The following is a 26,466-nucleotide window of genomic DNA, read 5'->3' on the forward strand; positions in this document are numbered from 1 at the left end:
CGTGGTGGCAATCATGTTCCCGTCATTGACGTACATGTGCTTCGCCGTCGAGGGATACGTAGCGTCTTTACCACAATTCTTGACGGTGACCGGGCCCGAGTTGCCGCCCTCATTTCCGCCACTAGCGCTGGTGGAATTGTCCGAGCTGGAGCACGCTGCCAGCGGAGCCATAATCAGGCTGGCCATGAGCGCCGAGGTTGCGATGATCCTCACAGAGTGACGACGATGGCCTCCGTCGCTGAGTTTTAACTTCTTGGTGCCGTCCACAGTGTTCTGCTTCACGGTGCAGTATCCTTTCGTAAGCTTTCCACCACGAGATGTAAAGAATTCTTCGCGGTAGAAATATGGGTGGAATTCACGGAAAAGCCGTGCGCAACGGTGCTCTCCGTTAACGTTTCTTCGGGCGGCCCGGCCGCAAGAACACCACCGTCGCCGAGGACGATGACGTGGTCGAAGTGCGTAAACGCCAAATCCAGGTCGTGAATGGTGGCGCAGATCGTGCGACCCGACGCCCGCATCACGTCGAGAAGCAGCAGCTGATACCGGACATCCAGGTGATTAGTCGGTTCGTCCAGAAGAACAAGGTCCGTATCCTGGGCCAATCCGCGTGCCAACATGGCTCGACGACGCTCCCCGCCGGAGAGCTGGTCACACCGGTGATCGATTTTGTCCGCGAGGCCGACGACCTCCAGCGACGCTGTCACAACGTCGCGTTCCTTCTTCCCACCGGTTTGCCACGGCTTCAGATGCGGAATCCGCCCCAAGGCCACCATTTCGCCGAGCAGGAGATCATCCGGTGGTGCTTCCTCTTGGCCGATGAACGCAATGCGCTGCGCCCGGTCGCGCGGGCGAAGAGAGTGGACGTCGGTACCGTCGTCGATAAGAACACGACCAGAATGCGGGCGGTGAATGCCCGCGAGGACCCGAAGGAGGGTGGATTTACCGACGCCATTAATGCCGACGATGGCCGTCATGCCGCCAGACGGAACGGTGAATGACACGTCCCGGAGGATGACCCGGTCCGAATGTGCAATTGTGCATGAGACGTTGCGCGCTTCGAGTGTGGTCATCGGTTGCCCCCAAACATCACTCTTGACCCCCGAACCTGTAGTGCGAGCGCCCCATGAGGATCAGGAACACCGGGGCGCCGATGATGCCGGTCACCACACCAAGCGGGATCTCTTGCGGGATGGCGGCGACGCGCGCCAGAACATCCACCCACACCAGAAAAATCGCGCCGCAGACCATGGCGGCGGGAACGAGCCGACGGTGGCGCGGGCCAACGAGGAGCCGCGCAATGTGAGGGATCACCAGGCCAACAAAACCAATTCCGCCCGAGACCGCCACCAGCGCACCCACCAGAATCGCTTGAAGGAAGAACAGGCACTGGCGGAGTAGGGCGACATTGATTCCCAGTGCAGCGGCCGTGTCCGGGCCGGCGGCTAACGCATCGAGCTGCGACGATACCGCCATGAGGAGCGCAAAAGTCACAGCCACAATAGCCGACGGGATCCACAGCTTGGACCACGTAGCGCCCGCGACAGAACCCAACATCCAAAACATCACGCCCTGCGCGGCCTGCCCATAGGGCGACTTAAAAATCATGAAATTGGCGATCGCGCTGAACGCGGCGCTGATCACCACTCCGGAGAGAACAAGCCGCAACGGCGTCAGCCCGCCTTGCCCCATAGCAACGAAGTACACCGTGAGGGTGGCGGCTATCGCCCCGGCCAACGCCCCGCCGGTGAGCGCGAAAAGGCCGAACGACGAAAACCACCCCAAGGTGATCACCGACGTTGCCCCCACGCTGGCACCCGACGAAATCCCCAACAAATACGGGTCGGCCAGCGGATTTCTGACCAGAGTTTGGATAGCGACGCCCGCCAGTGCCAAGCCGGCGCCGACGATGGCGGCCAACACTCCCCGGGGAGCGCGCAAATCCCACACCACGGAATCCAACGACGCGTCCGGTGTTCCTGCGCCCCCGAAATGTGCCCGGATGACAGACCACACTTGGCCGACGTCGTACTGGGCCGAACCAAACGTCGTTGATGCAATAAGGCTGATGATCAGCGCAGCCGCTCCTATCAGCAGGAATAGCCAGAGTGGAGCGCGCCGGGGCGTGTGCTCGGACGGATCCCGGCGGGAGCGACGCCCGAACGAAACCCCGCGGATCCGTCGTCGTGACGACGTGCGGGGTGGTGACGATGTACAACCGTTATTCACGTGATTCCTTGGCGAAATCTATAGCAGGGAGCGGTTCAGTGAACCTCCAGAAAAACACTCACCGAAAGTAAAACACATTTTCTATAAAAGCTGAAACGGGTGGATGAACAGCGGAAATACTCTCGGATGCCCGCCACGATGTGCCGCCTGCGCGTGTTATTGATATGCGCGCGCTTTATCTATTGATATACATGGACGGTAACTCAGAAAGGTGAATTATGAAGAAACACGGCGCAGCTTTTCTAGCCAGCACATTGTTGATCTTTTCCGCCGCGGTTCCAGCACATGCCGGGGATGCGCAACAACCGTCATCGCCACTGAAGTGGGGGCCATGTCCAGAAGGGTCCGGAGTAGCTGCCCGTGCGACGTGCGCAACATTCACCGTTCCGAAAGATTACGACGATCCGTCGGCGGGGACCATCGAACTCACTATGAGCAAAATCCCCGCTAGTGGGCAGAAGAAGGGTGTTATTGCGGGTAACCCGGGTGGTCCTGGTGGCGACGCGCTGGGCATGTTCAGCGACCCCAGCGATAAAGGCGAAGGGACGCAGGTGGCTCATCTGCCTGAGAGCGTCGGCAAGAATTATGACCTCATCGCGGTGGAGCCACGCGGGCTGACGTGGGGTACTCCGCTGAATTGTGAGCCGGAGATCACCACGCCATATATGACGGCGGGAATGCTTTATGAGGCGTGCGAATCGCATAATCCGGGGTACACAAAAACAGTAAATACGGAAAATACGGCACGTGATTTAGAAGAAGCGCGGAAACTATTGGGCGAAAAGCAGCTCAATCTTTATGGGCTTTCCTATGGAGGTCCGCTGATGAGTACGTATGCCACTTTATTTCCGGAACATACTAATAAAGCGATTTTCGATTCAAGCGCATCCCCCAATGACCTTGTTTTTCGTCTCGCAGAAAAGCGACAAGCTATTCGCCATGAAGCGATACATGAATTCTTCTCCTGGGTTGCCGAGCGGGATAGCGAGTACCACTTGGGGACCACACCGCGTGAGGTGTATCAATCCTTCGCCGCCGTGATTCATGATGAGTACGGAGTGTCGGCCCCTGTTCGCCCGCAATCAGCGGACCGTCACGATGTTTCAGCAATTCCCGACGATTACGCACAGGCTGCCGTAGCTCTGGTGAACGCGGCTGATCTCGTCGCGTGGCGCACCGGCAGGGTGATCGATGCGGTGAAGCTCTATACCGACGCGATTTCGCCGGATCAATTCGCTGACCCGAACTCGATGGTGATGGGGACGCTGTATAGCCAAAAATCGTGGCCCAAGCTGGCGGAATACTTGAGTACGAAGAAGACGCAGGCGGGGGATGCGAACGCTGATGCGGGAGAATCGTCGGACGCGGATGAGGGCGATAACGGCCGCGAACCAACGCCGGAGGAACAGAAGCAGCTGGAAATTCAGCAACAACTTGTTCAGGCGATGACTATTCAGGGCAACGTCGTCTCCTGTAATGAAAATGCGACGGCGCCCGACCGATCCAAGCTGATCCCCTATTACACGTCCCTTATTGTGCCGGGGGACATCATTGATTTGAACGAAAACATGCTGGCCAGCGGCGCGTACTGCGATGGTTGGCCGACGAACACACCGTTCAAGAAGGTGTCCGGGGACAAGTTGAAAGTTAAGCCGCTTCACCTCGGTTACGACAAGGACACCGCGGTCACCGGGACGGGAGCTCCCGAGATGCGCGACGCGATGGGTGGCGACCTTCACATGTACCCGGGTTACAGCCACGGTGTGCTGGTGAATGACTTTGACGACGCTGCCCCGATTGTTGCTGAGTATATGAATGGGGAATAGACAGCTTCGCGTTTGTGTGTGCGGTTTAGTTAGCAGCAAAAACGGGAGGTGACGGGGTAGTTAAGTTCTACCCTTCACCTCCCGGTCTCATTTATCCGTTGAGTTGCTGTTCCACCTTGGAGAAAGAGTCTTGGTAAAACTGTTCGTTTTTACCTTTGAGATGGAAAATGTAACCGCCGGGTTGGGCTAAGTTCACGCGAGAATGCCCGTCTTCTTGAGTCACGGAGACCTTCATTGGGGCTAGATAATTCCTCCAGATAAGGCTACCCAGCAGGCGATACTTAAGACTATTCCCAAGTTTGGCTTTGAAAGAATGGTCTGATTCGGAAACAACCGAAAACCCTTCGAGAGAAGCTAATTTACTTTTGATTTCAGGAAGAGTTAGCTTGCTAGTTTCAAAAGTGTATGTGTCCATAGTTTCCTCTGCAGGTTGATGTTTGCGGTGTTTATGGCGACCTTCGGCTTGGTGCGCTCCGCCTCAAAGAGGTTGATCCAAGGGCCCAATCCATCGATAGGTAGTGTTACATAGTCAATGTAGGGCGTGCAATAGGTCCCATACTCAGTGGGCTTAAGAGAGCCTTTTATCGCTGGCGGTGGTGTGAAGGCTGTTGGGGAACTGCTAGGACGCCACTTGGCTACCTTTTATTTCTCCGCAACGAAGAATAGACAGCCCTGTCTTTTCTCGCTGAGGGCCGGGCGCTACCGTGGCATTATGCGAACGATAGCGATTGTTGGCGGCGGACCACGCGGGATCTCGGTCGTGGAACGCCTCGGAAGTTTCTTGCGAGACTCGGCAGATCAGGCGTCAGCCGGTAACAAGCCCGTGACCTCCGCTGGCAACATCGCTATTCACCTTATTGACGACGTCGAACCCGGCGCGGGCCGTGTGTGGCGGACTGATCAATCATCCACGCTATGCATGAACACGCTGGCAGACGCGGTGACGCTCTTCACTGAACCGGGATCGAGTGTGCGTGGTCCCGTTCTGGAAGGCCCGACGCTCTACGAGTGGTTTCAATTGCTCCGCGGCGATGCTGTACAGCCACGGCCGACGGATTCCGATTCCTCCCGCGCACGCAAGAAAACGGAGCTGTTCCGCGAATTCCCGCCCACCATGCCGGCGGAATACGAGACAGAAATCCGTCAATCCCGTCCGGAATCGCACCCTTCGCGCGCGTTATACGGGCATTATCTGCGGTGGGTATTCGACATCGCCGTGGACCGACTTCGGGCAATTCCGGGCGTTACCGTGCATATTCACAAGGCTCGTGCTGTTGATATTCGGCCTAACGACGCTGGCGCGGATGGGCATGATGACACCGATGGTCCCGTCGGCAAGCAAGAAGCACACGCTGCACCGGAGAGTTCTCAGGACACCATCACGCTTTCCGACGGAACATCGATCGACGCCGACGCCACCATTTTGGCGCTCGGCTGGACGGACACCAACCCGAACACCGCCGAATCGGTGCTGGCCGCGAGTGTTGACGCGCATCCGAACCTGACCTGGATCCACCCCGGGCACCCCGCTGACCAGGACCTCGACAGCATTGCTGGCGGACACGACACCACTGAGTCGGCACAGCAAGATCTACACGAACACCGACCCGACGTCATCGTGCGAGGACTGGGCATGGGCTTCTTTGACCTCATGGCCAGGCTGACCATCGACCGCGGCGGAGAGTTCCAGCGCACGTCGTCTTCCCCGTTTGACCTGACCTACAAGCCCTCCGGCCGAGAACCGCGGCTCATCGTGACGTCCCACCACGGCTACCCCTACCAGCCAAAACCCGTATTTGGGTCGCTCCCGCCGGCAGCCCCGATGCCTCGGCTGAAGTCCGCCGTCCAGGCGCTCCCCAGTGATCCGCCAGCGGGCAGCATCGATTTCTCCACAACCCTCTGGCCGGCGATCCTGCGCGACGCACAAGCTGCCTACTATCGCGTCCTTCTTCGCGACTCCGACGAGGCACTCCGCCAGGTTCTCCGCATTATCGACGACCCGGCCACAGACCCGTGGTCGCTTCACAATGATCCCCGGCTCGACGAGCTGGTCGCCCCCGCGGACCGCTTTGACCTGCCTTATTACGCCGATCCGATGGCCAGGATCGCGGCAGAGCTGCAGGAGGAGACACATTCAGACACAGTGGACGCCGAATCTGCCATCCGCGCCCTCACCGAGGCGGTTAAAGAGGCGTTGAAGAATGACCTGGCCGAAGCGCGCCGGGGCCGTGAATCCGCGGTCAAAGCAGGATTGCAGGTCATCGGAGCCGCGCGCAAAACCGTCGCCATCGCTGACGAACCAGGAAGGTTCACGCCAGAGTCACGCAGAGGGGACTACGCCGAGTTCGTCCGGATCGGTGCCAACGTCGGCTCCGGGCCGCCCGCGTTCCGCACCGCGGAGCTGATCGCGCTTATCGACGCTGGCCTCGTCGTTTTCGCGGGCGCAGATCCGATCGTCGGCGTCACCACCGACCACGGCGTCGAACCGCAGTTCGTGCTGACCTCGCCGACCACCGGTGCATACCCGATGTACTCAACGACGCTGATCGACGCGTGGCAGCACAAGCCAAGCGTTAATAGGAGTACCGATCCGCTGACGCGGGCGCTGGTGTCGTCGGGAAGAATGAGGCCATTTGCCCTGCATACACCGCATGAGGACGATGCGAAACGTGGCGACGGCAGTGCGAACCGTGACGACAGCGCAGCACACCACCTCACGCCGACTCGCGCGCCCGAAGTTGACATGGAGACATGCCGGATTATCCACCCCGACGGCACGATCGATCCGCGCGTCCACATGTTGGGCATTCCGCTGCAAGAGATGCGGGCGGATACCACCATTTCGCCGATGCCGGGGACCGATCCGCTGATGCTCCAGGAAACGGATGCGGCAGCGGCAAGTGCGCTCGGGATCGAACGTGGGTAGCGTCGTCGGCAAGCAGTCTCGACATCATTGGCCACACTTCCTCTACACTGGCCCACACCATGACCGGAGCCATGAACGCTGACACACACGCCCGCACCCAGTCACGACGCAACCACAGCTTCCGCGACGCCTGGATTGTTGAGACCACGACCGGCCCGATCAAGGGGCATGCCGAGACAGGCGTCGTTGCTTTCCGCGGAATTCCGTATGCGCAACCGCCGCGCGGTGATCTGCGATTCCGGCGTGCTCAACCGGTGGAACCGTGGACGGAACCGCTGATCGCAGACCATCCCGGCGACTATTGCGCTCAATACCGCAACAAGTCCGTGGGGTGGGTGGGCTCTGAGGACTGCCTGTGGCTCAACGTTGTTGTTCCGAATACGGCTGCTCGGTCAAGCGAAGGCCGTTCGGGCAAAGGCCAGTCTCACATGATTAATCGGGATGCCCGACGCCCCATCGTCGTGTACTTCCACGGTGGGTCCAATGTTCACGGTTCTGCCAATGAACCGTTGCTCACCGGGCAGTATTTCGCGCAAGCCATGGACGCGGTGGTTGTCGCGGTCAATTATCGTGTGGGAATTTTGGGGCAGTTGTCGCTCAATTACACGGCCGACGAGGCAAGTGTCGTCAGCACGGAGTCCACGACCAGGGCAGACTCCAACCCTGGCTTATCAGACCTCGTGATGGCTGTGCGGTGGGTCCACGACAATGCCGAGGCATTCGGCGGAGACCCGGAGCGCATCACGATCATGGGCGAATCCTCGGGCGGCGCCATGGTGACCGCGCTGACCGCCGTACCGGAACTCCGCGGGATCATCGCCGGAGCCATCGCGCAATCCCCGCCCGTCGCGATGGTCCATTCACCTGCAGCCGCCGGCCGATGGGCAGACCGCGCGCGGGCCGAAAATCCGGACCTCAACGGCATCTCGGCCATGGAACTCGCGCACCTGACCGAACGGTTGAACGTCATTAACGACGAGTACCTCGAGTTTTCCGGACCGTTCGCGCCCACTGTCGACGGGGACCTGATGGCTCGGCATCCCCTGGATATCCGCCAGTCAACTGCCCCCGACGAACGAAGCGACGAACGTCGAGAAGAACCTGTTGACGACGGCACCCCAGCGGCGAACATCCCGCTCCTGATCGGAACGAACGCCGATGAATACCTGGTCATGCGGTGGGAGCGCATGACCACCCGCGCCCAACGTGCGCGTATTCGTCGGTTGGCCGAGTCCATTGGTGGGAGTGCCCCGGAGATTTTGGCGGAGTTCTACCGCGGGGGCCGGACCCGCGCGGAATGCGGGAGATTCGCCGGCGACGCTTTGTTCTTGGCATCGTCACTGCAATTAGCGTCGCGGTGGCCACAAGGGAAAGCCTGGATGTATCGGCTCGATATGTTGACGCCGTCGCTTCGGCTGTCCGGGCTGGGTGCCACGCACGCCCTGGACCTCCCCCTCTTATTTGAGCGCTACGATTCCGGCAAAGGCCCCGACGCGCTGTATTTAGGTGGTCACGATCAGATGCGGGCCACCAGCGCTGTGATGCAAAAGCGGTGGAAGAATTTTATTCATTCCGGTAATCCAGAATTTCCACCATTTAGTGATGGCTTTGCTACTCAGATTTTTAATGCGGGGGAGCATACAGCGGAAGATCCATCGGGTGAGCTGCGTCGGGCCTGGTCAGACGTTGATCTAACGAATTAATTTCGCCAAATAAGGAATCGTTAGTTCGCTGCATTTACTATATTTGTCAATGTGTCTATTCCTGTTAACGATTCTTCTCATTTAACTTCAACACCTAAACGGTCATTTCGCGATAACTGGACCGTGAATACCACCACCGGGTCGGTGGTAGGTCATGCGGAAACGGGCGTGGCCGCTTTCCGCGGCATTCCGTACGCCGAACCGCCCACCGGTGACCTTCGTTTTCGCCGCGCCCGCCCCAAAGAGCCGTGGTCAACACCCCTTTTAGCAACACAGTCCGGCAGTCCCTGCATCCAAATCCGCAACGCCGACCAAGGCGTCATCGGATCAGAAGACTGCCTGTGGCTCGACGTCGTCGTCCCCCGCGACCCGTCGTCACGAACAGCGGTCGATGCGTCAGCCCGCCGCCCCGTCGTGGTCTTCTTCCACGGCGGTTCCAACGCATTCGGGTCTGCCGCCAACAGGCTGTATTCCGCTCAGTACTTGGCGACGGCACTCGACGCCGTCGTCGTCGCTGTGAATTACCGGCTCGGGGTCGCAGGCGGAATGTCGCTGAGCTACGGCACGTCGCAGTCCGACGTCCCCGCCGACCGTTTCGACACCAACACGCAACTCTCCGACGGGATAACCGCCCTGACCTGGGTCCGTGACAACGCGGAGGCATTCGGTGGCGATCCGCATCGAATTATCGCGATGGGGCAATCGTCGGGCGGTGCACTGGTCTCGTCCCTCACCGCTGTGCCCCAGCTGGAGAATGTCATCGCGGGCGTGATCATGCTCTCGCCGCCGCTGGCGATGGTCCACCACCCGGACTTAGCCGCCCTGTGGGCCAACCGCCTGTTCGATAAATGCCAGAATCCGGTGGCGGTGGATTCTGGCACAATCGGGAAACTCAGCGGGGCGATACTCCAAGAAAATGTGGAAAACCTGGAGTTCGGAGGGCCTTTCGCCCCCGTTATCGACGGCGACCTCCTCCCGCGCCACCCGCTCGACATCACGCCCGACGCCCCCGGGGTTGGCGGAAAAGTTCCGTTGCTGATCGGAACAGTGAGCCACGAATACTATTTCATGCGGCTCAGGAAAGTCTCGACGACGACGCAACGTCGTCACGCCCAGACCTTTGCGGAATCCATCGGCCCGAACGCCGCTGAGGTGTTCCGGGACATGTACCGCAATGGCCGCTCACGCACCGAGTGCGCAGAACTCTTCGGCGACGCCCTGTTCTGGGGCCCGTCCATCGCCTTAGCAGAGCAGTGGTCGCCCAGCAACGTGTGGATGTACCGCATCGACGCCTCCACACCATTCTTCAAAGCCTTCGGACTCGGCGCGACGCACACCTGGGACCTCCCGCTGCTCTTCGGCCGATACGACGCCGGAATGGCATCGAAAGCCTTCACTTTCGGCGGGTTGGACCGCATCAAAGAAACGACGGCAGCAATGCAACACAGGTGGCGGGACTTTATTCACGACGGAAACCCCGGCTTCACCCCCTACACCGACGACCGATCCACGCACATTTTTGGCGACGACGGCGAAACGACCGTGAACGATCCGCGCCACGACATGCGCGAGGCCTGGTCGAGCGTGGACTTCGCGAACTTCGGGTGAACGTAGGGCGGCTAGTGCCGCCTCTAGTGCGAAAGTGCCGCTTGAGCAGCGTAAAGGCCGCATAACCCGTGTGCCCCCGCACCCGGAGGCGTCGCCGCCGAACACAGGTACACCTGTGGCCCGTCGCCGCGGCCGGTGACCGCGTAGGGGTTCGTCGACAATCTCGGCCTGCCCACCAACCCGCCGAGCGTGTTCGCCCCGGTCGTGATGTTGCCACCCACAAAATTGGCATTATCATGCTCAACATTCGCCGGAGTCCTGATTTTCTTAGCGACGATTCTCTCGCGGAACCCTGGCGCGTACTGCTCGATAACGCTCTCGATGGAGGCACACAGCGCGGACGCGTCGCGCTGGTCGGAACGTTCACCCGCGTATCCGGCCGGTACGTGCGCATAGGCGTCGACGGGGTGGAGGTTTCCCCTGCTCCGCGACGGATCGGCAACGTACTGTTGGGTGGCCAACACGAAAGGATGCTCCGGCAGTCGTCCGCGGTTGATCTCTCGCTCAGCAGCGTGAATATCGCGCAGCGAGCCACCCAGATGCACGGTTCCCGCGCGCCGGGCCGGCTGGTACGTCCACGGAATACCTCCCTCGATGGCGAAATTCACGACGGCAACGCCCGGCCCGTACTTATACCGCGACAGAGCAGCGCGAACATGCGCGGGCACGTGCGGAGGACGTCGGCTCGCGTCGATGATTTCCAGAGCGGCCTGAGGTGTTGTGTCCAGCATGACGATGTCGTCGGCGCTGGCAGGGAGGTCGTCCAAGGATCGGACAGGGTTACCGGTCGTAATCTGCCCACCGGATTGTTCCAGCGCATGAACAAGGGCGTTGGTGATGGACTGAGAACCACCCCTGGCGACGGGCCAGCCGCGAGCATGTGCGGCGGCGGTGAGCATCATCCCGATGGCGGACGAGCCGGGGCCCGTCAACGGCCGAAACCCGTGTGCAGCGACGCCGGCGAAGAGCGCGCGAGCCTCCGCGGACAGCAATAACCGGGAAGTAACAGCGGCGGGGAGGCCTGCGGGAATGCCGAATTGAAGGAGTTTTCCCCATTTACGTCCGTTTGTCCGAGCCTGGGGTAGCCGTAAGGGTGGCTGAAGAATATCCGACGCGAGCTCTGTGAAATTGCTGGCCAGAGGACGGAAAATTCGCTCCCACCAGAACCGGTCGTGTGCAGTGGGAAACTGCTGGGCGGTGGCGTGGACATCGCGATACAGCGCGGCTCCACCAGATTTAGCACCAGCGAAACCAGTGGCAAGGCCACCCCGTGCAGTTCGAAGAAGCGGGTGTGCACATTGCACCGACGGCCACAACCACTCCAACCCCGCGTTATCGTCGCTGGTCAAAGACCGAAGAAGCGGGTTCTCCAGTGCGAGCGGGTGGATCGCCGCGCAGTGATCGTGGATGAGCCCGGGCACGGTCAGTTCGGCGGAACGGGCACCTCCCCCGATGGTGCTCTGAGCCTCAACGACAGTGACAGCATGTCCAGCCCGTGCGAGAGTGACCGCCGCCACGAGGCCATTCGGGCCACTGCCCACAACAAACGCTTGAGTCATGGGCACTCCCTCCACCCGAAAATCGCCCGAAGCCGAAGCCTCAGCTTAAGTCACGCCGAATTATACGGCGTGTGAACCCGCGAGGGCTTCCTCGCCCGTTTCGGATTTCTGGACTTCCTCCCAGTCATGCTCGCCAGCGTCCCACGTAGCCGTGTCCAAAATCCCGGCGCGCTTCGCCACCACAGTTGTGGCCAGGGACTGTCCAGTCACATTCACAGCCGTGCGTCCCATGTCGATAATCGGCTCGATAGCTAGCAGCAAGCCGACGCCGGACAGCGGGAGGCCCAGCGTCGATAGTGTCAATGTCAACATGACCGTCGCACCGGTCGTACCGGCCGTCGCCGCGGAACCGATAACAGAGACGAAGATAATGAGCAGGTAATCGGTGAAGTTCAGGGGAGTGCCATAGAACTGTGCGACGAAAATCGCGGCGACCGCGGGGTAGACGGATGCGCACCCGTCCATTTTGGTGGTCGCTCCCAGCGGGATAGCGAAGGACGCATACTCCGACGGCACACCCATGCGCTGCTCGGTGACGCGCTGGGTAACGGGCATAACCCCCATCGACGAGCGCGTGACGAAGCCCAAGCTGGTCACGGGCCAGACGCGGCGGTAGAAGCCCGACACGGAAAGACCGTTCGTGGCGAGCACCGTGGGGTAGATAATGCCCAGCACAATGGCCAGGCCTACGTAAATAGCCAGCACAAACTTGCCCAGCGAACCGAGCGCGTCCCAGCCGTAGTTGGACACAGCGTGCCCGATCAGCGCGGCCGTGCCAATCGGCGCCAGTCGGATGATCCACCACAGCACGGTTTGAACAATCTTGAGAACAGACTCATTAAACCGCAGGAAAGGCTCCGCCGCGTGCCCGGTTTTCACAGCCGCAATGCCGATGGCCAGCGAAATGACCAGCAGTTGGAGCACATTGAAGGACAGGTCAATGCCATCGCCACTCGATGCGGTCGATGCGCCCAGCCCCAAGATATTCGACGGCACGATCCCCTCGATAAAGGCCAGCCAGCTGCCGGTATGCGACGGGTCCGCAGCCGTAGACGCGTCGATGCTGGTACCTTCACCGGGCTTCATAACCAGCGCCACAATAATTCCCGTGAGGACGGAGAAGAAAGCGGTAATGGCGAACCACACGAGTGTGCTGATTGCGAGCCTGGCCGCATTGGTCACTTTCCGCAGGTTTGCGACGGAGGTAATCACCGCGGTGACGACCAGCGGCGGGATCATCACTTTCAGAAGCTGCACATAGGCAGTGCCGACGCCGTCGAGCAGCCCGCCCAGCCAGCCTTCCTTGTCGCCGCCGAGTCCGTTGCTTTGGGCGCGCGCGATAAAGCCGAGGATCAGGCCAATAATGAGGCCGGCGATCACTTGCGCGCCGAACCCCGTCATCCACCCGGGGAGGAGCTTCTTCTTATCGACGGTGTCGTTGCGTTCGGCGTCGTTGTCGAGTTTTGTGTCGAGTTTCGTGTCAGCTGAATCGGCCATGTGTCTCCTTCGCTGTGGGACCTGCGTGCGGGGCGGCGGGAGGTGTCATGGCTGGTCAAGCCGGAGCCCGTGCAGACTGGTCTGTCTATTTATAACCGACGCACATATTACGTGGTGGCGTCCCTGGTTCCAACCCATGACAATGGCCAACTATTCCTGGCGTGACATATCACTCATCGGCGTGGAAATCGTCGCCTGGCAGACACTTCGCGCTCGGCCGACACTCGCCGCCACGCCATGAGTACGCGCTAATACGGGTTGACCGACGAACTATGCGTATTAATCCGTATGTCATGAAGAATTGACGGAAATGCGCGTTGGGGGCACTCGGTACGGCTGCACACTCGACACCCTGGCCCGATCGGCGTTGCCGCCGCCAGGTTGGAGAGATCCAGGCCCTCGGCATATACCGTGCGTTCCGCATGACGCGCCTCGCACCCCAGGCCAATAGCGAACACCTTTCCCGGCTGGCCGAACCGTCGTCGATAGTGTTTCACCGTCCGCGCCACCCACATATACGTACGCCCATCCGGCATTTGCGCTAGCTGGCGCATCACTTTCCCTGGGTAAGAAAACGTCTCGTACACATTCCACAACGGGCACGTGCCACCGGAATGTGTGAAATGAAAGCCCGTCGCCGATTGCCGCTTGGACACATTCCCAGCGCGGTCCACGCGAACAAAGGTCCACGGTATTCCCCGCAGCTTCGGGCGTTGCAGGGTCGATAAGCGGTGGCAGATCGTCTCGTAGCCCATGCCGTAGGCCGTCGATAGGTACTCGATGTCATATCCGGCGCGCTCAGCCTGAGCGTGGAAATTGGTGTACGGCAGCACCAAAGCCGCCGCGTAGTACGTTGCCGCGCCCCGCACCGCGAGTTGGCGGGATTCGTCGGACGTAAACCGCGGGTCCTCGTCGACAAGAGAATGAAGCTGATCGCCGACCTCTAAATAGGCAAGCTCCGTAGCCATGCGGAAAGCCTTCTGCCCCGACGTGAGATGCGCGTCGATAGTGAGCACGCCGGTGTCGGGGGAAAAGCGGTGCTGCACCATGTGCTCGACGGTATCCGGGTGCTCATTCCCGACGCTATCCAGGTGTGAAATATAGCGAACGTCGACCCCATATTTCGAGGTCAGACGGGTGGCGACGCAGTCTTCGACGTGGTTGATATTGGGCACGCCCAGGCCCAGTGTCCTGGCAAGCTCCTCGGCCGCAACATCAAGCGAATCAATATAGTTTTGGCGCGCATAGAAGAAATCACGAACCTCTTCGTGAGGCATCGTGAGCGCGTCGGACCCCGTCGACGAATCCTCCACATCCGACCGGTTACGCTCCTCCGTGACCAGCGACAACTTGTCCGACACATTGCGATAGCGGCGGTGAATATCCACCAACGCGCGGGCAAGCTCCGGGTGAGTGTGCACGAGATCCGCCACCTCGTGCACATCAATGCTGGTGGGGCACACCTCGCGGTCCAGGGTGACGTCGTGAACCTCGGCGACCAGGCGGGAATCGTCGTCGCGCGAAAAGAAAGCCTCGTCGATTCCGAAAACATGGGTGATTTTCCGGAGAACCGACGAGGTCAGCGGGCGACTGTCATTTTCAATTTGGTTGACGTAACTGGCAGAGAGCCCGAGAGTATGCGCAAGGGTTGCTTGGCTTAACTCCCGTTCTTTGCGGAGCTGCTTGAGGCGCGTCCCGACGAACACTCGCGAGGACGAGCCCTCTTTCTCAGCTCCAGTGGTCATGCGACAACAATAGAGCGTCGTCGCGAGCGATAAAGGGGTTTTGCGCAGATTTGTCGACGCGGGCCGCGCGCACCCGCGTGCCCGGCCCGGACTGGCCTAGTGGAACTGGCCTTCCTCCGTGGAACCCTTCAGCGCAACCGTCGAGGAGTTCGGGTCCACCGTGGTGGCAACCCGGTCGAAGTAGCCGGCACCGACCTCCCGCTGGTGCTTGACGGCGGTGAATCCGCGCTCCTTGGCAGCCTCGAACTCGCGGTTCTGCAGGTCCACGAAGGCCGTCATCTGCTCGCGTGCATAGCCGTAGGCTAGGTCGAACATCGAGTAGTTCAGTGAGTGGAAACCAGCCAAGGTGATGAACTGGAACTTGAAGCCCATCTTGCCCAGCTCGTTCTGGAACTTCGCGATCTCGTCTTTCTCCAGGTGCGAGGACCAGTTGAACGACGGCGAGCAGTTGTACGCCAGCAGCTGGTCGGGGAACTCCTCGTGGACACCGTCGGCGAACTTCTTGGCCAGCTCCAGGTCAGGCGTGCCGGTCTCCATCCAGATGAGGTCCGCGTAGGGGGCGTAGGACTTGGCGCGCGCGATACACGGCTCGATCCCGTTCTGAACGTGGTAGTAGCCTTCAGCGGTGCGGTCGCCCGTAATGAACTTCTGGTCGCGCTCGTCGACGTCCGAGGTAATCAGCGTCGCGGCCTCGGCGTCGGTGCGGGCAACGATCACGGTCGGCGTGTTCAGAACGTCCGCCGCCAGCCGCGCCGACGACAGCGTGCGGATGTGCTGCTGCGTGGGGATCAGCACCTTGCCGCCCAGGTGACCACACTTCTTCTCCGAAGCCAGCTGATCCTCCCAGTGGGTACCGGCCGCACCGGCCTGAATCATGGCCTTCTGTAGCTCGAAGACGTTCAGAGCACCACCGAAGCCGGCTTCGGCGTCGGCAACGATGGGGACCAGCCAGTTATCGACGGCGGTGTCGCCCTCGATGCGCGCAACCTCGTCGGCACGAAGAAGTGCATTGTTGATGCGGCGCACGATCTGCGGAACAGAGTTAGCAGGGTACAGAGACTGGTCAGGGTAGGTCTGAGCGGCCAAGTTAGCGTCGCCCGCAACCTGCCAACCGGACAGGTACACGGCCTTCAGCCCAGCGCGAACTTGCTGGACAGCCTGGTTACCGGTGAGAGCGCCGAGGGCGTTGATGTAGCCGTCGCCCTCTTCGTGGATGGCGTCAAAAAGGATTTCGGCGCCGCGCCGGGCGAGGGTGTTTTCCTCGACGACGGTGCCCTGGAGCGCTTCGACATCTTCCGCAGTGTAGTTGCGGGTGATGCCCTTCCAGCGAGGGTTGGTTTCCCAATCCTTCTTGATTTCTTCAGCGGTACGGGCCTGTCCAACCGTAGACATTGTGCTCACTCCTATGAGGTCTAAGTTCTGGAGACATTGACACCCACATATCGGGCTAAGTCCGTAGAAAACCGGACATTGCGATTTCGGTGAATGTCTGTGTAGCCGGTGGCCGTGGTGGCCTCGTTGGCGTGGTCTTAACCTTTACCGATGAGAAAACGCACGTCAATGACTTTTCTGATCGTATCTTTGTGCGGGGGTAGTGGGGGATTTTGCAAAGTTTGCAAACTTACGCCACCGTATGTTTCAGATCACAAAATCGACAACCGGCAATGAGCTGCATTAATACAAAATATGATCTAGATAACTGGGTGCTGTGGCTCGCATCACTCCATAGTGTTTTGTGGATCACAGCAAAAAAGAGCGGGGGGAGCTGACGGGATATCTGGCACCGATTAGCTAAAAAGTGTTTCGCCGCACACCGAACTCCCTTAGGGTTAGCCACACCAGTGTTAGCAACACCACCGAGAACAGTTGTCGTTCCGAATGTTCCGAAGGAGAAGCTATGACAACCGCCACGTCCGACACCACACCCCGCACCAAAGTCGCTGGCCTCCAGGTGGCCACCACTCTTTATGACTTCATTACCGGCTCGGTTCTTCCCCGCACCGGCCAGGACCCCGACGCTTTCTGGTCCGGCTTCGCGGACATCGTGAAAACCTATACGCCTCGCAATAAGGAACTCTTAGCCCGCCGCGAGGAACTGCAAACCAAGCTCAACGAGTGGTACACCGAGCACCCCGGCGAGCAAAACATCGACGATTACGACGCCTTCCTCCACGAGATCGGCTACGTGGTGGACAATGACGATGACTTCCAGATCGACCCCGTCAATATCGACCCCGAAATCTCGGAAACCAGTGGCCCTCAGCTGGTGGTTCCCGTGCTCAACGCCCGCTTCGCGCTGAACGCCGCCAACGCACGGTGGGGTTCGTTATATGACGCTCTCTACGGCACCGACGCCATCCCCGAAGACGGCGGAGCAGAAAAGGGCAACGGTGGCTACAACAAAGTCCGTGGCGATAAGGTCATCGCATGGTCGCGTGACTTCCTCGACAAGGCAGTTCCCCTGGTCGACGCGTCCCACCACGATGTCACCCGATACGACATTTCCGACGGCTCCTTCGTCGGCTATGTCAATGACGAGAAGCATGAGCTGCGCGAACCGGACGTCTACGCCGGATATGCCGGGGACAAGTCCAACCCCACGTCGATTTTGTTGCGGCACAACGGGCTGTACATCGACATTTTGATCGACCCCGAATCCCCCATCGGATCCACCGACAAGGCCGGAGTCAAGGATATTATTCTCGACGCCGCCGTCAGCACGTTGATCGACTTTGAGGACTCCGTGGCCGCCGTCGATGCCACCGATAAAACCCTGGGATATAGCAACTGGTTCCAGCTGAACACCGGTGAGCTGGAAGAAGAAGTGACCAAGGGAGACAAGACGTTCACCCGTCGGCTGAACCCCGACCGCGAATACACCAGCCCGGACGGCGAATCCTTCACCGTTCACGGCCGTACCTTGATGTTTACCCGCAATGTGGGCCACCTTATGACCAACCCGGCGATCCTGCTGGAGGACGGGTCCGAGGTGTTCGAGGGGATCATGGACACCGTCATGACCGCCGTGTGCGGCATCCCGGGGATTGACAAAAACAACCCCATGTACAACTCCAGCAATGGCTCGATTTACATCGTGAAGCCCAAGCAGCACGGGCCGGAGGAAGTGGAATTCACCAACGACCTGCTGGGTGCCACCGAGAAGCTCCTGGGCCTCCCGGAGAACACCATCAAGGTCGGGGTGATGGATGAAGAGCGACGGACCACGCTGAACCTCGATGCATGTATCAAGGCCGTGTCCAAGCGGCTCGCGTTCATTAACACGGGCTTCCTGGACCGCACCGGCGACGAAATCCACACCTCCATGGAAGCCGGCCCCATGATCCGCAAGGGCGAAATGAAATCCGCCCCCTGGATGCAGGGCTACGAGGACAACAATGTCGACGCTGGCATCGCTCACGGACTGCCCGGCAAGGCGCAGATCGGTAAGGGCATGTGGGCAAAGACCGAGCTCATGGCCGACATGTTGGCCGAAAAGATCAGCCAGCCCGAACAAGGTGCCACCACCGCGTGGGTTCCGTCGCCCACCGCAGCGACGCTGCACGCCACGCACTATCACCAGGTGGACGTGTTTACCGTCGACGAGAAACTCCGCGCTGCTGGGCGTCGTGATAACTACCGCGACCGCCTGACCGTCCCCGTCTCGCCGGACGGAAAGTGGAGTGACGAGGACATTAAGGAAGAGGTGGACAACAACTGCCAGTCCATCCTGGGCTACGTCATCCGGTGGGTGGAGCAGGGCGTGGGGTGCTCCAAGATTCCGGATATTCACGACGTTGACCTCATGGAAGACCGCGCGACGCTGCGAATTTCCTCACAGCTGCTGGCCAACTGGCTGCGCCACGGCATCATCACGGAGGATTACGTGATCGAGGCTCTGAAGCGCATGGCGAAAGTCGTCGATAAGCAAAATGAGGGAGACCCGGCGTACCGCCCGATGTCGGCTGATTACGACAAGTCGATTGGCTGGCAGGCGGCGAAGGACCTGATTTTGGACGGGACGACGTCGCCCTCTGGCTACACCGAGCCGATCCTGCACCGGCGCCGTCGCGAATTCAAGGAACGCGAGGGGATCGCATAGGTTCCGCGCGGTCCTGCGGCGGATCCGCGCCGGGCCCGCCGCATAGGATCCTTCCGCGTTGGTGCTGTAACTGCTGCGTCTGTCACAGGTGATGGGTACCCTCATACGTAGACGGTGAAGGTCGAGCAGAAAGGTAACTTGTGGTGACGCAGTCAGCAGATACACCAACGCTTCAGGATCTTCTGAAATTCAAGGTCGTGCTCTTCGACCTCGATGGGGTTCTCACGCCGACGGCGACGCTCCACCAGCAGGCGTGGGCGACGATGTTCCAGGCGTTCCTGGCAGAGCGCGGCGAGCGCGCCTACACCGACCAGGATTACTTCGATTACCTGGACGGGCGTCGTCGGGATGAGGCCATTCAAGCGCTCTTAGAATCGCGCGGCATCTCTCTTCCTTATGATCGTGCCGACGCAGGCCTCGATGGCGACGACAACCCCACCGATAACACCATCACCGGGTTAGGGCTGCGCAAGAACCGCGACTTCCTCGACCTTCTTAAGCGCGGAATGGATCCGTATCCTGGCTCTTTGCAGCTGCTTCACGCGATGAAGGAACACAACGAGTCCCACCCGTCGGATGCTGTGCAGATGGGTGTGGTGTCGTCGTCAAAGAACACGTCGAGGGTTCTGGAATCAGCCGGGCTCACTGATTATTTCCCCCATGTTGTCGACGGGACCATCGCTGAGGAGAAAAAGCTCAAGGGGAAGCCGGCGCCCGATACCTATGTTTATGGTGCTGAATTGTTCGGCCTCACCCCTGCCGACGCCGTCGTCGTTGAGGACGCCACCAGCGGTGTGGCCGCGGGCCGTGCGGGTGAATTTGGGTACGTTCTCGGCGTCAATCGTGGTGCTGGGAAAGGCGCGTTGCTGAAGGCCGGGGCCGATGCCGTCGTTGACGACCTCGGCGAGCTGGTGTAAAAAAGGCCCCCTGCCAGCCAACCCACAACCTACGGATCGGTAGCCTGGTCGATAGGCTGTGACTGCAGCAGCTCATGCCGTTAACGTCACCACAAGGACCCCTAGGAGAGTGAATGAGCCCGAAAGCATCGCAAGCGACGTCGGAAGCTTTTCTTGCTGCCCGTCGCCATGGACATAAGGACCAAAAGGGCTCGATTGATGACGGCCGCCAGGACGGATTACTGGCCCGCGCCGACGGCCACCACCACGGGGTTGACCCTGAGTCCACCATCGACCGCGAAAACAATCCCGTCGACCCGTGGCGGCTCATTGAACGCGTCCCCAACCGCATGGACCTGGGGGTATCTGAATCCATCTTTGCCCTCTCCAACGGGTACATGGGTATGCGCGCGAACCCCTCCGAAGGGCGCGACTCCGCCTACCACGGCACCTACATCAACGGCCTCCACGAAACATGGAACATCCGCCACGCGGAGGACGCCTACGGCTTAGCCCGCAAGGGGCAGACCTTGGTTTCGGCACCCGATGCCAAGCCGATGCGTCTATATATTGACGACGAACCCCTCCGCTTGGGCAGCGCCGACCTCGAAGACTACGAGCGCGTCCTGGACTTCCGCGAGGGCATCCTGCGCCGCAACCTCATTTGGCGCACCCCGTCGGGCAAGCGCGTGCGGGTGACGTCCGAGCGGATGATCTCCTTCCAGGAGAAACACCTGGCCATCATGAGTTTGGAGGTTGAGCTTCTCGACGCCGACGCGGCCGTCGTTATTTCGTCGCAAATTCTGAACCGCCAGGATGGCGAGGACGAATACCACGGTGGGGGCAACGGGAACAGCACGAACAGTGCCGCGGAAAAGGACCCACGCCAGGGCGAAACGATTGAAGAGCGCGTCCTGATCCCGACATTCCGGGCCCACCCCGCGCCAGAGCGCGCCACGTTGGGATACCGGTGTGCCGAGTCCGGCATGACCGTGACCTGCAGCATGGACCACAAGTTGACGGTGGACATGCCGGGTGCGGAATCGCTGAACACGCGTGAAGAAGCGGGCGTGGAAGTGGATGCGCGCGTGCGTGACGATAACGCCCGCGTTGTTCACCACCTCAATGGCAAACAAGGAATGACGATACGGCTGGAAAAGTTCGTGTCCTACCATTCCTCCCGCCATGTGGCGGCTGAGGAGCTGGCCTTCCGCTGTGCGCGCACGATTAACCGCGCGGTGCAGGTGGGATTCCCTGCCTTGCAGCAGAACCAGCGGGAATGGCTCAATGCGTTCTGGGAACGCTCCGACGTGGAAATCACTGGCCAGCCGGCCATCCAGCAGGCCGTGCGGTGGAACCTGTTCCAGCTGGTACAGGCCTCGGCGCGTGCCGATGGGCATGGCATCCCCGCGAAAGGAATGACCGGGTCCGGCTACGGCGGCCACTATTTCTGGGATACGGAAATTTATGTCATGCCGTTCCTGAGCTACACGAACCCGTCGTTCGCCAGGAACGCGATGCGGTTCCGTTTCCTCATGCTTCCCGCTGCTCAGGAGCGTGCCCGGGAGCTATCTCACGACGGAGCGTTGTTCCCGTGGCGCACCATTAACGGTCTGGAATCAAGTGCGTATTACGCGGCAGGAACCGCCCAGTACCACATTGATGCGGACATTGCGTACGCCCTCATGAAGTACGTGTATGCGTCGGGAGATACGGATTTCCTGCTGCGTGAAGGGATCCACATTTTGGTGGGTACGGCGCGGTTCTGGATGTCGTTGGGCTTCTTTGACCGGGATGGCGAATTCAATATTCACTCCGTCACCGGGCCTGACGAGTACACCACCGTGGTGAACAACAACCTCTACACCAATGTCATGGCGGAATATAACTTGCGCGTGGCTGCGGATGTTGTTCGTCAAATGAAGGCCGACCGCCCCAATGACTACGCTGACCTGGCGAAACAGTATGGCCTGGATGAGGAAGAAATAGAGCTGTGGGATAAAGCAGCCGAGCACATGCACATCTTGCTGGACCCGAAGTTGGGGATCCACCCCCAGGATGACCAGTTCCTGGAGCGCGAGCGCTGGAACCTCGACGACCCCGCAGTCGGTCCGAAGCGCCCGCTGTTGCTGCACTACCACCCGCTCACCATCTACCGCTACCAGATCATCAAGCAGGCCGACGTCGTGTTGGCGCTGTTCCTGCGCGGTAACCGGTTCACCCGGGAAGAGAAGCTGGCCGACTACAACTACTACGACGAGTTAACTACGGGCGATTCGACCCTGTCCGCCGTCGTCCAGTCCATCGTCGCTGCGGAGCTGGACCTCAAAGACAAGGCGATGGATTTCTTCCTCCGTGGCCTGTTCGTGGACCTGGGCAACTTGCACGGGAACACGAAAGATGGTGTCCACATTGCGTCCACCGGCGGTGTGTGGTCCGCGCTCGTGTACGGCTTCGGCGGGTTCCGCGATTACGAGGGCCGCTACAGCATCAACCCGCGGCTGCCCGACGAGTGGGAAGAGCTCATTTACCGGATCACTCTTCACGGGTGCCGCATTCGCGTCGCTATCCGACGTCACTCCGTCGAACTCGTGGTGGAAGAGGGGCTTCACGACGTCGGCCCCATTGAGGTCGGTGGCCGCGAAGTTGTCGTGACTCACGAGCCGATGACCATTGCTTTGCCTGGTGAGCGCAACCTCGACGACGACTAACGTCGGGCTTATACCGGACTGACACCGCCAGCCCCCAACCGGGGGCATCGAGTTGTCAGGAAATGTCCGTGTTTCTACCTAAACTGGCCTGTTGAGGCTACGCTAACGGGCTGCATCGCACGAAGAAAACAGCATTAACATTGCAGGTCATGGCCGAAAAATTCCACCTATTTATCTGAATGGTCAGTGGGGGTAAAGAATTACGCAAAGACGTAGTTGCGAAAAACCCGTCTTGACCACTAGTGATGTGTATCACGCGGTAGCAGTGTAAGTGGAGTGGACCTCCCTCGTCGTCGTACAGTAAGGCTGACACTGGAGGTGCCATGACTGTAAAAAACGCGAACCGTGACGCCATTGTTCACGGTAAAATAACGACGGATCCGCTCCGCGACAAGCCGGCGTTCCCGTCGTGGGCTATGAAAATGACGATGGCGATCACGGGCCTTATCTTCGGGCTGTTCGTGCTCGTCCATATGATCGGTAACTTAAAGATCTACATGGGGGAAGAGCACCTCAACGACTACGCAGAGTTCCTGCGTACGGCGCTCGAACCCTTGTTCCCGCGTGAGGGCGTTCTGTGGATCGCACGTATTGTTCTTCTCGTCTGCTTAGTTCTGCACGTGTACTGCGGCTTAGCATTGCACGGGCGCGCACGGCGGTCACGGGGTAAGTTCCGCCGGACCGGGCTTGTGTCGGGAATGAACACCTTTGCAGCACGGTCCATGGTTGTGACGGGCCTGGTCCTGCTGCTGTTCATCATCTTCCACATTTTGGATTTGACGTTGGGCGTGCGGCCGATCGGATCGAGTGAGTTTGAGGAGAACACCCCCGGTCACGCGAATGCTTATGCCAACCTCATTCACAGCTTTGATCGTCCCGGCGTTGCCATTTTCTACATCCTCGCCATGGTGATTCTGTTCGTCCACCTGTCGCACGGCATTTGGACGGCCATTTCCGATCTCGGAATTACCGGACACCGGTGGCGTCAGGTGATGCTGCTGGTCGCCTACATAGTTCCGGCCATCATCATGATCGGCAACATTTCGATTCCCCTCGCTGTTCTGACCGGCGCGATATCACTGTAGGCGGAGGTTACAAAACATGAGTGCAGTTATTCAGAACCCCCACAATCAGGGGCCGGACTTCGACTACGACACCGCTGTTGAGAATTTCACCGCGCCTGATTCCTGCGTCCCCGGAGTGACCCTGGGCTCCAAATTAAAGGACAACGCTCCTCACATGAAGGGGCTCTCGCAGGCCGACGAGTGGGATTACGCTAAGCAACACTTCAAGCTGGTCTCACCCCTGAACCGCAAGAAGTTCACGGTCCTCGTCGTCGGTACCGGTTTGGCCGGCGGAGCTGCCGCCGCAGCACTGGGCGAGCTGGGCTACGACGTCAAGGTCTTCACCTACCACGACGCTCCTCGCCGTGCTCACTCGATTGCCGCGCAGGGTGGTGTGAACTCGTCTCGCTCGAAGAAGCTGGACAATGACTCCACCTACAACCACACCAAAGACACGGTGAAGGGCGGCGACTACCGCTGCCGCGAGAACGACTGCTGGCGCTTGGCGGAAGAATCTCCGCGCGTCATCGACCACATGAATGCCGTGGGCGCACCGTTCTCCCGCGAGTACGGCGGAACGCTGGCCACCCGTTCATTCGGTGGTGTCCAGGTCTCCCGTACCTATTACACCCGTGGTCAGACAGGCCAGCAGCTCCAGCTGGCGACGACCTCCGCGCTGCAGCGCCAGATTGGTGCCGGCTCGGTTGAGATCTTCACCCACAACGAGATGATGGATCTCATTATCGACGACGGCCGCTGCCAAGGCATCGTCACCCGTAACCTCATTACGGGCGAACTGACTGCCCACACCGGCCACGCCGTGATCCTCGGAACCGGCGGCTACGGCAACGTCTACTACATGTCCACGTTGGCGAAGAACTCCAACGCGTCGGCCATCATGCGTGCCTACGACCAAGGCGCCTACATGGCATCGCCGTCGTTCGTGCAGTTCCACCCGACGGGTATCCCGGTGAACTCGGACTGGCAGTCCAAGACGATTCTGATGTCGGAATCGCTGCGTAACGACGCCCGCGTCTGGACGCCGAAGAAGAAGGCCGACGACCGCGACCCCAACGACATTCCCGAAGACGAGCGCGACTACTTCCTGGAGCGTCGCTACCCGGCGTTCGGTAACCTCGTCCCCCGCGATATCGCCTCCCGTGCGAACTCGCAGCAGATCAACGGTGGATACGGCGTCGGGCCATTGCACAACTCCGTGTACCTGGATCTGCGCGACGCTATCCAGCGTCTGGGCAAGGACGTGATCAAGGAGCGTTACGGCAACTTGATCCAGATGTATGAAGAGACGATTGGTGAATCCGCATACGAAACACCAATGCGTATCGCTCCGACCTGCCACTACGTGATGGGTGGCCTGTGGACCGACTTCAACGACATGACGAACATCCCCGGCCTTTTCGCCGCTGGTGAGGCATCCTGGATGTACCACGGCGCGAACCGCTTGGGTGCGAACTCGCTGCTGTCGGCGTCGATTGACGGTTGGTTCACCTTGCCGTTCACGATTCCGAACTACCTGGCGCCGCTGCTGGGCACGAAGGTGCTCCCGGCTGATTCGCCGGCCGCCCAGGAAGCTCTGGAGCGGTCCAAGAAGCGCATCGAGAAGTTGATGAACATCCAGGCGAAGGACCCGCACGGGCCGGAATACTTCCACCGCAAGCTGGGAGACATCCTGTACTTCTCCTGCGGCGTGTCCCGAAACGTCGAAAATCTGGAAAAGGGCATCAAGGACATCCGCGAACTGCGCGACGAGTTCTGGCAGAACCTGCACATCCCGGGTGACGTCGATAACCTCAACCAGGTTTTGGAATACGCCAACCGTGTTGCTGACTACATGGATCTCGCGGAGCTCATGTGCGTTGACGCCATGGACCGCGACGAATCCTGTGGTGCCCACTATCGCGACGACCACCTCTCTGAAGACGGTGAGGCAGAGCGCGATGACTCCAAGTGGTGCTTCGTCTCTGCGTGGGAACACAACGGCGATGGCAAGTTCATCCGCCACGCCGAGCCCCTGTACTTCGACCGCATCCCTCTGATGACAAGGAACTACAAGTAATGAAACTGCATCTAGAGATCTGGCGTCAGGCGGGCCCGGAATCCGAAGGACACTTCGAGTCTGTCGATGTCGATGACGCCGTCGAGCAAATGTCCATCCTCGAGCTGCTAGACCACGTCAACGAAGGCTACATCGAGCAAGGCAAAGAGCCTTTCGCTTTCGCCTCTGACTGCCGTGAAGGTATTTGCGGCACCTGCGGCTTGACCATCAACGGCCGCCCGCACGGACCGGACAAGAACAAGCCGGCCTGCCAGCAGCGCCTGTTCAACTTCAAAGATGGTGACAGCATCAAGATCGAGCCTCTGCGCTCTGCGGCATACCCCGTGATCAAAGACATGATCGTGGACCGCTCCGCACTGGATCGCGTGCTGGAACAAGGCGGATTTATCTCCGTCATGGCTGGTACCGCCCCCGATGCGGACTTCCTGCCCATGAACCACGCGGACGCCGAGAAAGCCCTCGACTTCGCCGCATGTATCGGTTGCGGCGCTTGTGTCGCGGCCTGCCCGAACGGTGCAGCGCACCTGTT

The 26,466-nt window shown here is 60.0% G+C and carries 17 protein-coding genes and 1 pseudogene; 10 read left to right on the plus strand and 8 right to left on the minus strand.

The window, feature by feature from the left end; all coding sequences use genetic code 11:
* The 3 genes and pseudogenes from Q3981_RS05555 to Q3981_RS05565 form a co-directional block, all read right to left on the minus strand.
* Nucleotides 1-282: pseudogene (locus Q3981_RS05555) on the minus strand (iron transporter); the annotation flags it as partial.
* Nucleotides 279-1,070, minus strand: coding sequence for an ABC transporter ATP-binding protein (locus Q3981_RS05560; RefSeq protein ID WP_303124431.1), 792 nt, complete (start codon nt 1,068-1,070; stop codon nt 279-281). The gene Q3981_RS05560 and the pseudogene Q3981_RS05555, both read right to left, overlap by 4 nt.
* A 16-nt stretch (nt 1,071-1,086) precedes the next feature.
* On the minus strand, nt 1,087-2,094 hold the full coding sequence (locus Q3981_RS05565; RefSeq protein ID WP_303124446.1) for an iron ABC transporter permease: 1,008 nt from the start codon (nt 2,092-2,094) through the stop codon (nt 1,087-1,089).
* A 350-nt stretch (nt 2,095-2,444) separates the two neighbouring features.
* Between Q3981_RS05565 and Q3981_RS05570 the strand changes: the two genes are divergently transcribed.
* Nucleotides 2,445-4,052, plus strand: coding sequence for an alpha/beta fold hydrolase (locus tag Q3981_RS05570; protein ID WP_303124432.1), 1,608 nt, complete (start codon nt 2,445-2,447; stop codon nt 4,050-4,052).
* 91 nt (nt 4,053-4,143) lie between these two features.
* Here the strand turns inward: Q3981_RS05570 and Q3981_RS05575 are convergent, their stop codons facing one another.
* Nucleotides 4,144-4,467 carry a hypothetical protein gene (locus Q3981_RS05575; protein ID WP_303124433.1) on the minus strand — a complete coding sequence of 108 codons (324 nt, stop codon included), beginning with the start codon at nt 4,465-4,467 and terminating at the stop codon, nt 4,144-4,146.
* A gap of 297 nt (nt 4,468-4,764) precedes the next feature.
* Here Q3981_RS05575 and Q3981_RS05580 point away from each other — a divergent pair, with 297 nt between their 5' ends.
* The 3 genes from Q3981_RS05580 (at nt 4,765) to Q3981_RS05590 (ending at nt 10,289) form a co-directional block, all read left to right on the plus strand.
* A complete protein-coding gene (locus tag Q3981_RS05580) occupies nt 4,765-6,978 on the plus strand; it encodes an FAD/NAD(P)-binding protein (protein WP_303124434.1) in 2,214 nt (737 codons plus the stop codon).
* A gap of 71 nt (nt 6,979-7,049) precedes the next feature.
* Entirely contained in the window at nt 7,050-8,681 is a 1,632-nt protein-coding gene (locus Q3981_RS05585) for a carboxylesterase/lipase family protein (protein ID WP_303124435.1), read from the plus strand.
* Nucleotides 8,682-8,732: 51 nt separating this feature from the next.
* On the plus strand, nt 8,733-10,289 hold the full coding sequence (locus Q3981_RS05590) for a carboxylesterase/lipase family protein (RefSeq protein ID WP_303124436.1): 1,557 nt from the start codon (nt 8,733-8,735) through the stop codon (nt 10,287-10,289).
* A 23-nt stretch (nt 10,290-10,312) separates the two neighbouring features.
* Here Q3981_RS05590 and Q3981_RS05595 read toward each other — a convergent pair whose 3' ends face one another.
* The 4 genes from Q3981_RS05595 to aceA form a co-directional block, all read right to left on the minus strand.
* Nucleotides 10,313-11,848 carry an NAD(P)/FAD-dependent oxidoreductase gene (locus Q3981_RS05595; RefSeq protein ID WP_303124437.1) on the minus strand — a complete coding sequence of 512 codons (1,536 nt, stop codon included), beginning with the start codon at nt 11,846-11,848 and terminating at the stop codon, nt 10,313-10,315.
* Nucleotides 11,849-11,908: 60 nt separating this feature from the next.
* A complete protein-coding gene (locus Q3981_RS05600; protein ID WP_303124447.1) occupies nt 11,909-13,249 on the minus strand; it encodes a dicarboxylate/amino acid:cation symporter in 1,341 nt (446 codons plus the stop codon).
* Between the two features lie 344 nt (nt 13,250-13,593).
* Nucleotides 13,594-15,090 carry an acetate metabolism transcriptional regulator RamB gene (gene ramB / locus Q3981_RS05605; protein WP_303124438.1) on the minus strand — a complete coding sequence of 499 codons (1,497 nt, stop codon included), beginning with the start codon at nt 15,088-15,090 and terminating at the stop codon, nt 13,594-13,596.
* Nucleotides 15,091-15,186: 96 nt separating this feature from the next.
* The gene (gene aceA, locus Q3981_RS05610; RefSeq protein WP_303124439.1) at nt 15,187-16,482 is read right to left on the minus strand and encodes an isocitrate lyase; all 1,296 of its coding nucleotides are present in this window, start codon (nt 16,480-16,482) and stop codon (nt 15,187-15,189) included.
* A gap of 505 nt (nt 16,483-16,987) precedes the next feature.
* Here aceA and Q3981_RS05615 point away from each other — a divergent pair.
* From Q3981_RS05615 to Q3981_RS05640, 6 genes are all read left to right on the plus strand, one after another.
* Nucleotides 16,988-19,189 carry a malate synthase G gene (locus Q3981_RS05615; RefSeq protein WP_303124440.1) on the plus strand — a complete coding sequence of 734 codons (2,202 nt, stop codon included), beginning with the start codon at nt 16,988-16,990 and terminating at the stop codon, nt 19,187-19,189.
* A gap of 140 nt (nt 19,190-19,329) precedes the next feature.
* A complete protein-coding gene (locus tag Q3981_RS05620; protein ID WP_303124441.1) occupies nt 19,330-20,106 on the plus strand; it encodes an HAD family phosphatase in 777 nt (258 codons plus the stop codon).
* A 113-nt stretch (nt 20,107-20,219) separates the two neighbouring features.
* On the plus strand, nt 20,220-22,796 hold the full coding sequence (locus tag Q3981_RS05625; RefSeq protein WP_303124442.1) for a glycoside hydrolase family 65 protein: 2,577 nt from the start codon (nt 20,220-20,222) through the stop codon (nt 22,794-22,796).
* A 323-nt stretch (nt 22,797-23,119) separates the two neighbouring features.
* The gene (locus tag Q3981_RS05630) at nt 23,120-23,881 is read left to right on the plus strand and encodes a succinate dehydrogenase cytochrome b subunit (protein WP_303124443.1); all 762 of its coding nucleotides are present in this window, start codon (nt 23,120-23,122) and stop codon (nt 23,879-23,881) included.
* Nucleotides 23,882-23,897: 16 nt separating this feature from the next.
* Nucleotides 23,898-25,937 carry a fumarate reductase/succinate dehydrogenase flavoprotein subunit gene (locus Q3981_RS05635; RefSeq protein WP_303124444.1) on the plus strand — a complete coding sequence of 680 codons (2,040 nt, stop codon included), beginning with the start codon at nt 23,898-23,900 and terminating at the stop codon, nt 25,935-25,937.
* Nucleotides 25,937-26,466 (plus strand): succinate dehydrogenase/fumarate reductase iron-sulfur subunit (locus Q3981_RS05640; RefSeq protein ID WP_303124445.1); only part of this gene is annotated, 530 nt, incomplete at its 3' end. The genes Q3981_RS05635 and Q3981_RS05640, both read left to right, overlap by 1 nt.

Origin of the sequence: Corynebacterium sp., assembly GCF_030530965.1 — a bacterium.
GTDB lineage: Bacteria > Actinomycetota > Actinomycetes > Mycobacteriales > Mycobacteriaceae > Corynebacterium.

Excerpts from the sequence above, each read along its gene's own strand:
- Q3981_RS05560 (WP_303124431.1), bottom strand. The coding sequence starts at position 1,070 with ATGACCACACTCGAAGCGCGCAACGTCTCATGCACAATTGCACATTCG.
- Q3981_RS05570 (WP_303124432.1), top strand. The coding sequence starts at position 2,445 with ATGAAGAAACACGGCGCAGCTTTTCTAGCCAGCACATTGTTGATCTTT.
- Q3981_RS05575 (WP_303124433.1), bottom strand. The coding sequence starts at position 4,467 with ATGGACACATACACTTTTGAAACTAGCAAGCTAACTCTTCCTGAAATC.
- Q3981_RS05580 (WP_303124434.1), top strand. The coding sequence starts at position 4,765 with ATGCGAACGATAGCGATTGTTGGCGGCGGACCACGCGGGATCTCGGTC.
- Q3981_RS05585 (WP_303124435.1), top strand. The coding sequence starts at position 7,050 with ATGAACGCTGACACACACGCCCGCACCCAGTCACGACGCAACCACAGC.
- Q3981_RS05595 (WP_303124437.1), bottom strand. The coding sequence starts at position 11,848 with ATGACTCAAGCGTTTGTTGTGGGCAGTGGCCCGAATGGCCTCGTGGCG.
- Q3981_RS05600 (WP_303124447.1), bottom strand. The coding sequence starts at position 13,249 with ATGACGGGGTTCGGCGCGCAAGTGATCGCCGGCCTCATTATTGGCCTG.
- ramB (WP_303124438.1), bottom strand. The coding sequence starts at position 15,090 with ATGACCACTGGAGCTGAGAAAGAGGGCTCGTCCTCGCGAGTGTTCGTC.
- aceA (WP_303124439.1), bottom strand. The coding sequence starts at position 16,482 with ATGTCTACGGTTGGACAGGCCCGTACCGCTGAAGAAATCAAGAAGGAT.
- Q3981_RS05615 (WP_303124440.1), top strand. The coding sequence starts at position 16,988 with ATGACAACCGCCACGTCCGACACCACACCCCGCACCAAAGTCGCTGGC.
- Q3981_RS05625 (WP_303124442.1), top strand. The coding sequence starts at position 20,220 with ATGAGCCCGAAAGCATCGCAAGCGACGTCGGAAGCTTTTCTTGCTGCC.
- Q3981_RS05630 (WP_303124443.1), top strand. The coding sequence starts at position 23,120 with ATGACTGTAAAAAACGCGAACCGTGACGCCATTGTTCACGGTAAAATA.
- Q3981_RS05635 (WP_303124444.1), top strand. The coding sequence starts at position 23,898 with ATGAGTGCAGTTATTCAGAACCCCCACAATCAGGGGCCGGACTTCGAC.